Annotated in this window: 9 protein-coding genes and 1 pseudogene; 1 reads left to right on the top strand and 9 read right to left on the bottom strand. The window is 38.4% G+C overall.

The genetic code is table 11. From position 1 onward, the window contains the following. The 8 genes from AC2Q9J_RS17475 to AC2Q9J_RS17440 form a co-directional block, all read right to left on the bottom strand. Positions 1–666 (bottom strand): nucleotidyl transferase AbiEii/AbiGii toxin family protein (locus AC2Q9J_RS17475; protein ID WP_499041926.1); only part of this gene is annotated, 666 nt, incomplete at its 3' end. 42 nt (positions 667–708) lie between these two features. Then, the gene (locus AC2Q9J_RS17470; protein WP_015085262.1) at positions 709–1,266 is read right to left on the bottom strand and encodes a MerR family transcriptional regulator; all 558 of its coding nucleotides are present in this window, start codon (positions 1,264–1,266) and stop codon (positions 709–711) included. A gap of 222 nt (positions 1,267–1,488) precedes the next feature. After that, the gene (locus tag AC2Q9J_RS17465; protein ID WP_015085261.1) at positions 1,489–2,013 is read right to left on the bottom strand and encodes a nucleotidyltransferase domain-containing protein; all 525 of its coding nucleotides are present in this window, start codon (positions 2,011–2,013) and stop codon (positions 1,489–1,491) included. Further along, a complete protein-coding gene (locus AC2Q9J_RS17460) occupies positions 2,013–2,504 on the bottom strand; it encodes a dihydrofolate reductase (protein WP_172685268.1) in 492 nt (163 codons plus the stop codon). The genes AC2Q9J_RS17465 and AC2Q9J_RS17460 overlap by 1 nt, the downstream gene beginning before the upstream one ends. Before the next feature lie 234 nt (positions 2,505–2,738). Beyond that, the gene (locus AC2Q9J_RS17455) at positions 2,739–2,990 is read right to left on the bottom strand and encodes a hypothetical protein (protein ID WP_203335069.1); all 252 of its coding nucleotides are present in this window, start codon (positions 2,988–2,990) and stop codon (positions 2,739–2,741) included. 638 nt (positions 2,991–3,628) lie between these two features. Next, the gene (locus AC2Q9J_RS17450) at positions 3,629–4,642 is read right to left on the bottom strand and encodes a replication initiation protein (protein ID WP_203335070.1); all 1,014 of its coding nucleotides are present in this window, start codon (positions 4,640–4,642) and stop codon (positions 3,629–3,631) included. Positions 4,643–5,266: 624 nt separating this feature from the next. Further along, positions 5,267–5,857 carry a hypothetical protein gene (locus AC2Q9J_RS17445; protein WP_015085266.1) on the bottom strand — a complete coding sequence of 197 codons (591 nt, stop codon included), beginning with the start codon at positions 5,855–5,857 and terminating at the stop codon, positions 5,267–5,269. Between the two features lie 110 nt (positions 5,858–5,967). Beyond that, complete coding sequence (locus tag AC2Q9J_RS17440; protein WP_015085265.1) at positions 5,968–6,531, bottom strand: tyrosine-type recombinase/integrase; 564 nt, start codon at positions 6,529–6,531, stop codon at positions 5,968–5,970. A gap of 573 nt (positions 6,532–7,104) precedes the next feature. Between AC2Q9J_RS17440 and AC2Q9J_RS17435 the strand changes: the two genes are divergently transcribed. Beyond that, positions 7,105–8,040: a type IV toxin-antitoxin system AbiEi family antitoxin domain-containing protein gene (locus AC2Q9J_RS17435; RefSeq protein WP_015085264.1), complete on the top strand. Its 936-nt coding sequence runs from the start codon at positions 7,105–7,107 to the stop codon at positions 8,038–8,040. On the opposite strand, the pseudogene AC2Q9J_RS17430 reads toward AC2Q9J_RS17435, so the two are convergent. Further along, positions 8,032–8,336 (bottom strand): annotated as a pseudogene (locus AC2Q9J_RS17430) (nucleotidyl transferase AbiEii/AbiGii toxin family protein); the annotation flags it as partial. The gene AC2Q9J_RS17435 and the pseudogene AC2Q9J_RS17430 overlap by 9 nt on opposite strands.

Here is an 8,336-nt window from a genome sequence, read left to right as displayed (position 1 = left end):
TTCTTGACGAAGATCTTCATCATTTTTCTTTAACATAACTGAAATAGCTGAGTAAATATCATATAGGTCACGGGCTCTTGTCTTTTCTTTCGAGGCTAAAGGATAGTCTGGAAGCTGCTGACATAGGGCCCTAATTTTTTCATACACTATCATCAAAGGACTGTAGAGATAAATAGTGTACTCTTCTATTTCCATAGCAATTCTTGGCTCTGTATACTCTTCTAAACTAATATCAATTTCAATTTTCTTCTTGTTGCCTTCCATCGAAACAGCCATAGTAGACAATTTTTGAGCATTATCTTTATGCTTTTCGTAATGTTCGTCTTGAATGACCTTAAATTCAATGGCATATCCGCCCCAATATGGAGGCGATACCTGTTTGGATTTTTTAGGCTTACTGTCAAATTTAAAATCAATTACAGTCAGTTGATGTTCTTTAAATATTTTTTGAAGGCTTTTTTTAAACAATTCTCCTTCAACTTCTTCCGAAATCCTCCTGCCTTGTTTTATGGAGAAATCTATATCCAGAGAAGCACGACTGGTTAAATCCAGTAGCTGCATCGCATTTCCTCCCTTTAATGTCACAATTTCCATTAAATCATCATTTGAAAAAATAGCTTGTACAGCTAGTAATCTATAATCATTCCCTACCAATTCATTGACCATCTTTCTTCCTCCTCAGGACTTTCTAAAATCAGTATTCAAATCCTAGTCTTTGCCCCAAAACTTCCACTTGGATTTTATTGGGGATTTTTTCAATTCGTCCAGGTCACTTTGTAGCTGCTGAACGATGGCCAAAAGCTGTTCTTCCCGTTCCTGGCTCTTTTTCAATTCGTTTTTCATGTCAGCAAGCACTTCCGTATGATCCACCGGATCTGGCAATTGCTGTTTCGGCTGCTGTTGCATCAGCTGCTGCAGGTCGTTGATTTTCTGGTTTTGTCCCATGAGCAATTCGACAATCTGGTTGAGGGACTGCGGAGCAACCACCAAATCAGTATCGATCCGTTTAATTTCTCCCCCGAACTGTTCCAATAATCTAGCTTCAACTTCCTCGAAATCTGTCCTCTTAATCCCGATTGCTCGCTGGGCTTGAATAGTTTCGGCAATCAACTGGATTCGTTCCACTTGTTCCTCCGTATAGACTCGTTGCTGATTCTGGCGCGGGTCTTTCACCACCTCGCCAAGCCAGCCCCGTTTCTCCCATTCCCGGAGCTGATAAGCTTCCAGATTTAGCTCTTTTGCCAATCGACTGATTGGGATCCGCATGTTTTTCCTCCTTAAATTTAGCTTTAATTGAAGTTAAATATAGCTTTATTTTATGCTTCTTTTAGTCTGAAGGATACTGATTTAATAGCATTTCTAGAAAAATAAAAAAGAAGGTGCTGATTGCTAGCACCTTCTCAAAGTTTTTCTTATGTGACTTCCGATAATCTCATGATATGTAAACTTTCATCCATTGAGAAACCATTCAAAACTGAAATATTTATTCTATTTGGTATTCCTTATTAGTTGGCGAAGTAACTTTTTACTTTCGATATCTTTTGTTCGGGGTGTTCGGCCAATTTGTTCATAGACTTCCTTTTCTTCCAGAAGTTGTTGGGGACTTAAGACCTTTACTGATAGTCCGCATAATGTATAGCGATTAGGCAGCAGAGAGTCAGGTTGCCATACCCATTCCGGCAAACCGTTCAGGATCAGATTGCCTTCAATGGATCGGGTGACATAGCCGACTGTGACATCTACCTCGTTTTTACGAAAATCAGACTGTCTATTCTCGAAATGGGATTTGACGGGTAACCGTTCATATCCTGCTTTGGAAAGTTCTTTTTCTAAACCGTCCCGATTTTGAATCCACGTTATCAAATCGAAGTCGTCGTGTGGCCTGGTGATTTTTCCGAGTAGAAAGTCAATTGCCCAGCCACCACGCAACCAAAATTCCATTTCCAATTGTTCCGTCAATAGGCAAATTTCGGACAACACTTCTAATTGCGATTGCGTTTGTGCATCAGCCATCAGGAAACCTCCTTCACATATACATGAAAAGAGTAAGAATACGGATTTTTCTCGTCTTGAATGCCTTCTTCAACCGAAACTTCAACCCATTCTGAAAAGTCTACTTCCGGAAAGTAGGTATCGCCTTGGAACTCGTGATGGATTTTGGTGATGTGCATTTTTTCTGCATAGGGCAGAAATGATTTATAGACCTCTTCTCCCCCAAAGATGAAGATTTCTTTTTCATCTTTACATAGCTTAAAGACCTCTTGAATGGAATGTGTCACTTCACACCCTTTAAAAAAGAAATCGGGATCTCTTGTCAAAATAATATTTCTTCTCTCAGGCAAAACCCTTCCGATGGATTCGAAATTTCTTCTGCCTATAATTAATGGATATCCTTTGGTGGTTTCCTTCACATACTCCCAATCTCTTGGAATTCTCCAAGGGATGTCATTCTCTTTGCCAATGACCCGGTTTCTGTCCATTGCCACAATAAAAGTCACTATCACTTGAAACCCACCTTTTTAATAAACTCCGCTTACTTCACCATTCGCTTTTAAATCCAAAAAGTCCTTCCTAAAATTTCATATCAATCACTTAGCAAATCCAAGAACGATACAATAGTCGAACCGTTCGTAAAAGTACACGTTTTCGAACACCTCAAAAGCAACCGAAAAACAGAAAAAGAACGTTCGTAAATGTGGTCATACACTTTGCGAACGTTCTTCTATTTCAAGCTAAATTTACGAACGAATTATTGCTGTTTTTTCATTTTTATCTATGTACTTTTTACATCCGAAGGCGACAAGTGAATCCCTTTCACCACCCCGATTTTGGGGTGGTGTATAACTGGGCACTCCGGAATTTTTGCTGCTGTCGATCGGCGCGGAAATCCCATTCTTTTTTTCTAAAAATATTCGGTTCAGTTCAAAAACGAAATTCAAAACAACTGGATTCAATGCGAGTGCCCATTTATACGCATCGATCTTTTTCAAAAATACCGGCGCCGTTCTGGATCTCCTGCAGGGGCTCAAATCCAACCGGAAATTTTACGGATCAAGCAAAAAGAGGAGAAAGAGCATAAGGAAAACGTGCCCCCACTGAGAGTGTGGGCACAGGCAGAGCCTGGGGTTGAGGTGGTGACATGAAAAAGTCGTTTTGGCACAGGTTTGTGACAGTGAAAAAGCGCCAGTGTCACAACTCTGTGACACTACTTTTTCTGCTTTGGCACAAGTTTGTGACAGGAAAAAATGAGAAGTTGAAGACAATAGTTGATGTTTTTTTAGAGATTTTTTAGTTCAAAAATGAAATTTTAAATTCCAAGATCGAGCAAGAAAAAATGAAAAAAGTGAAGGGATCGGCTCTAAAAAAGTTGGTACAAAACTGTACCAAACACAAAATAAAGTGGTACAAAATTGTACCAAAGTGAAAAAATGATGTACCCATTTAAACACTAGGCTCTGCCTAGTCCCACATTGAAAATGGGGGCATGTTTCTCTTATGCTCTTTCTCTGTTTTTTCTTTGTTCCCTCATTTTTTTGTTTTTCTACTGCGTTTTTTTCGCTTTACTTTGTTGCTCATAAAAAAGAAGCTGCCTAACAAAATAGACACCTTCTTGATTCATAAAAACGAATTAACTTCTGTCCTCTAACCAATTATAAAACTTTACTTTCTTCACAGATTTTTCCGAAACTGGACGATTGTTTTTTTCTAATAAGCGATTCATTTCCCGGAAATTCCAAACGGCTTTTTTGATCAAGTCATCAGCTTTTTCTTTAGTAATGCAGATCGGTTCGCCGGTAAATTCACGCATGTTTTCAATTTCACGAATCAACTTAATGGCTCGCTGCCGATCGTCTTCATCGTTGATATTGATGTACTGGAACATGTCCTCAAAAACAATATCCAGAATGCTTTGGATCTCCTTGATCTGCTTCTTCGTGGCACTGGTCACCTTCTTGCCGTTTGACCAGATTAAATCAAACCCAATTATGGTTCGTCCTTCTCGTTCTTCGTTATAACGGACTTCCAAATCTGTTAGGGCGTTTATTTCTTTAATAGCCACATCAAGAACAGTTTTTTTGAACCGTCCAGTATTCTCTTTATAAGTTTTTTTATTTTCAACACCAAATAATCGCATAATTGCTTCTTTCGAGATTGGTTTGTGCCAGTACCCATAATGTGCTTGTAAATAATCATAAAGTGTCCAACTAAAACTGCTGTTAAATTGAGAAGCAATTGTTAAATCTGTCGTAATAAATTTTTCTTTTAATTCGAGTATATGGGGAATAAAATCTGTACTCCAACGAAAAGTAAATTTGCCATGTTCATATTTAATTCCGTTGAACACGTTCCAGAACTCAAAATAATCATTTTCTAAATCAATGATGCTGAATTGTAGTTGAGATATTTTTTGAGCATCTTGTCTAGCGTGTTCTGTTTTATATTCGAGATCAAACTTCTTTTCAAAGTCAGCTTTTCGAAATGCAGTATTTCCATCTTTTTGAGTAGAGTAGATTGCATATGCCAACAACTGCATCTGATTTAAGCTAAGACCATGACTCAGTTTAGACATGGAAATTTCATTACTTTTCAATATACTGTTCTCGTAATTCAATAAAGTTTCTTTGCTATTTATTCTGGCCAAATACTTCACTCCCAATTAAACTTTTTTTCCTTATTCTTTTGAACTTATAACTGTAATAAAGTTCTTTTATATAAAGACATTGTACTTTAAAAATAGAAAAGTTCAATGTGAAAGGGAAAAAAAGTTCAGTAAAGGGGGAAAAAAAGTTCAGTAAAGGGGGAAAAAAAGTTCATTTAAACTTTCAAACCATTGGTGCTCTAAGGCGCAAGGGCACTCATAAATATAACTAATGTAATTAATCTTTTAAAAGATAATATATATAAGCAAAATTTCATTTTGAAAAAATGAAAAGAATCAAGAAAAGAACAAAATACAGATCAAGTTCATTGCTAGAAATAAGAATGACAAACAAGAGAGCTTATTCCTAAAAACAGAACTCTTTTTCTTCTCCAAGTTTTTTAAAAAATGGTTGGATATGAAACAGAAAAGACACATGACAATCGATTGAAAAGCCGATATATCCTTTAAAAGCCCAAAAAACACCTTAGAAGCTTTTGTTTGAGAAAAAACGCCCTTTATTAAACAAAATAGCTAAAACAGCTAAAAGCGTCCTTTCTGTGCTTTTTTTTGACAGCGAAGGAAAAAGAAAAAGCTCCCGATAATAATCCAGGAGCTTCGGGATTTTTACAGGTCGATCCGTCTGGCCGGATCTCGATATTCCTGGCGCAGGTATTCAATCAGGGGAAACGTGATTTGTTCTTCCAACGAGCCAAAGTCCGTATCAAACATCAGCCGATTCCCTTCAAAGTTGAACGTATCCAGCAGATAGACCACACCGGGCGTCGCATAGCCCCGTTTATGCCCCAGAATCCGGGTCAGGATATACTGCCGGGTATCCGGATTTTCCATCCGGCGATGATCCAGACAATCGTTGATGCCCTTTTTCCGGAACACGAAGCGCCCTTCCCAGATGTTTTTGGCGGCAAGCTGGTCCAAAACGTCCTGTCGTCCCTCTTCCCGGAGTCGTTCTTGTTCTTCTTCCGACAGGGCTGCCGGGGCATCTTCCGTTTCTTCCCGGAATTGGTGAGGCAGCCGTTCATTCAAGAAGCGCTGCAGCGCTTCCTCGGATACCTGCCAGCCGTTCCGCTTCGGTCCGGCACCTTTTGTACCTTGAATCTTCCCTTGCCGCAGCCAACGCCGGACACTCTCTTTGTTCTTGGTGATTTTGTTCTGTTCCAGAACCGCAAACAGTTCATCCAGTTCGTACATGGTCATGTTCTGCACCTCTTTCTTAAATACAACAACGGTAGTATTTACTACATATTACAACAATTGTTGTATTTAAGGAAGGACTAATCTACAAAAAAGAACCCTTTTTGGGGTTCTTAGAGCCGAAACGCCTTCAGATTGCTTTCAATCTGCTCGTCCGTGATGCCGATATAGCGCAACGTGATCTGCGGATGCGCATGGTTGAGGATGTTCTGCAGCTCGGCAATATCCTTGAACTGCTTGTAATGCCAGTAGCCGAATGTCTTCCGGAGAGTGTGCGTGCCGATGCCATCCGGCATATCGACCATCTGGGCCGCCTTGTTGAGCTGTCGGTACGCTTGGACCCTTGTAATCGGGTTTTGCCCCTTGCGGCTTGGAAAAAGCCATTCTGTGCCGTTTAACGTGCTGATATAGGCATTCAGCTCATCGTAGATGTTGCCGAGGTGGATCATCCGGCGTTTGCCGGTCTTGCCTTCCCGAAGCGACACGATTTTCTTGCCCTGGATCTCGCTCGTTTTGATGTTTAACAGGTCCCCGACGCGCAGACCCGAATTGATGCCGAGAAGAAACAGAATATAATCCCGTTCACCGCACCACTTCTTCAAACTCCATTTCATGTCCTCGATCTTTTCCAGCGACCGGATCGGCTGGACATCTTTGATTTCGTGTTGTTTGTTCATGGATAGCTCCTTTCAGTTGGCTGCTGATTGTGTGATTGCTAGAAAAACAGATGTAACCAACTACTCAAGGGAATTCGCCCCAAAGAAAAAGAGCACCGCCAACGAAAGACGAGACCAGTAGAATCAATGATTTGAATGTATCATTTTTTCTAGTAATTTTATTTTCTTCTGTTTCTTGCAAGAAGTCAATGAAATCAAGGAAGTGAATGTAACTTAATTTATAATAAGTTACATTCAGATGCTGTTCAAATTGCTCAAAGTATTTTTAAGGATTGATTATTCTATCATTAACAATATCTTGCCTTTAACATAACTAACAATAGTTTTTTGGACAGGTTACTAGTATATATACTAGTAACCTGCCGTAATTCTTGTATTCTTACTTGCTGCATAGTTTTTCAGCATAGACACACTACTAGTATATATACTAGTAGTATGAGCAAACAGTCAACACAAGCAGATGCCTGTGTTAGTAGTATATATACTACTAACACTACATAAGAGGTAGCTTTTACTCTTTCATTTAAGTATACTACTAGTATATATACTAGTAGTATAGGAAGAAGGGGTTTTATGAATGCTAGGAAAATTCCCGATATTGATGTGAAGTGGTTAAGATCGTATTTTTCAGAGATCAAATCTGTTTTTTCTAGGATAGATCTCATTAAAATTTTAGAAGACTTAAAAGAACAAAAGGTTTTAGGACGATCTTTTAAATATGGACGGTTTGTTGATTTGATAACAACCGATCTCCCGATATTGGAAACAGTCAAAGTTGACCTTCCTAATGATGTTAAAACAGAAAGATACGTACTAATCGATTTTACTGTTCATCCTTTTGAAATTGCTTTGAGTCTCAATCCAGGTGCCTATGTTTCTCATTACAGCGCTCTTTTTTTACACGATTTAACCCATAACATCCCGAAAAATATTTATATCAATCGAGAGCAAACTCCTAAACCTAGAGATTCTGAAAATAAAGTGACTCAGCAAAAACTAGACTATGCGTTTAATAGACCGATGAGACAAACCAATCAAATAGCTAAATTCTCTTATAAAAAAAAGAAGTACCAAGTTTTTTTGCTTAACGGAAAACATACTGGACAACTAGGAGTCATAGAATTAAAAACACCACACACACATAGGCCAGTTCGAGTAACTAATCTAGAAAGAACTTTAATAGATTGTGTTGTTCGACCAAAATATGCTGGTGGTGTTGAGGAAATTCTGAATGGTTTTGAACGAGCCAAGGATGATTTATCTGTGAATCGGCTTCTAGGGATATTGAAAAAGCTTGACTATGTTTATTTATACGAGAAATCAATTTATTTTTATCTAAGCAGAACCGGTTATTCTTCCAGTCAGTTAAAAATGGTTTCGGAATCTATAAATAAGAGTGACGAAGCGAGTCTATTTTTTTACTTAGACTATCAAATTCCTGGAAAAGTTCTAGATGAAAATATTGGCATCTATTACCCAAAGAAACTTCAAAATTATGATTTATCCTAGTACTAACTGATGGAGTTCCTCAATGATTTCCAGGTTGTATTCAAAGAGAAATTCGAAGTCCGGGACTGATTCATCGTTAGGAATTTGAGGTACTACCCGATCTTCGTAGTCTCTCTTTAATTCTTCTTTATAATCTCTGATTTTTTTCATCAAATCATAAGATACATCTTTAGCAGCGAACATTTCTTGAAGGATATAGAGATTTTTCGGATTTAAAATTTCTTGACGAAGATCTTCATCATTTTTCTTTAACATAACTGAAATAGCTGAGTAAATATCATATAGGTCACGGGCTC

The organism is Planococcus sp. RAB007_Raresut (assembly GCF_057369535.1).
This window is presented reverse-complemented; position numbering and strand designations above follow the sequence as displayed.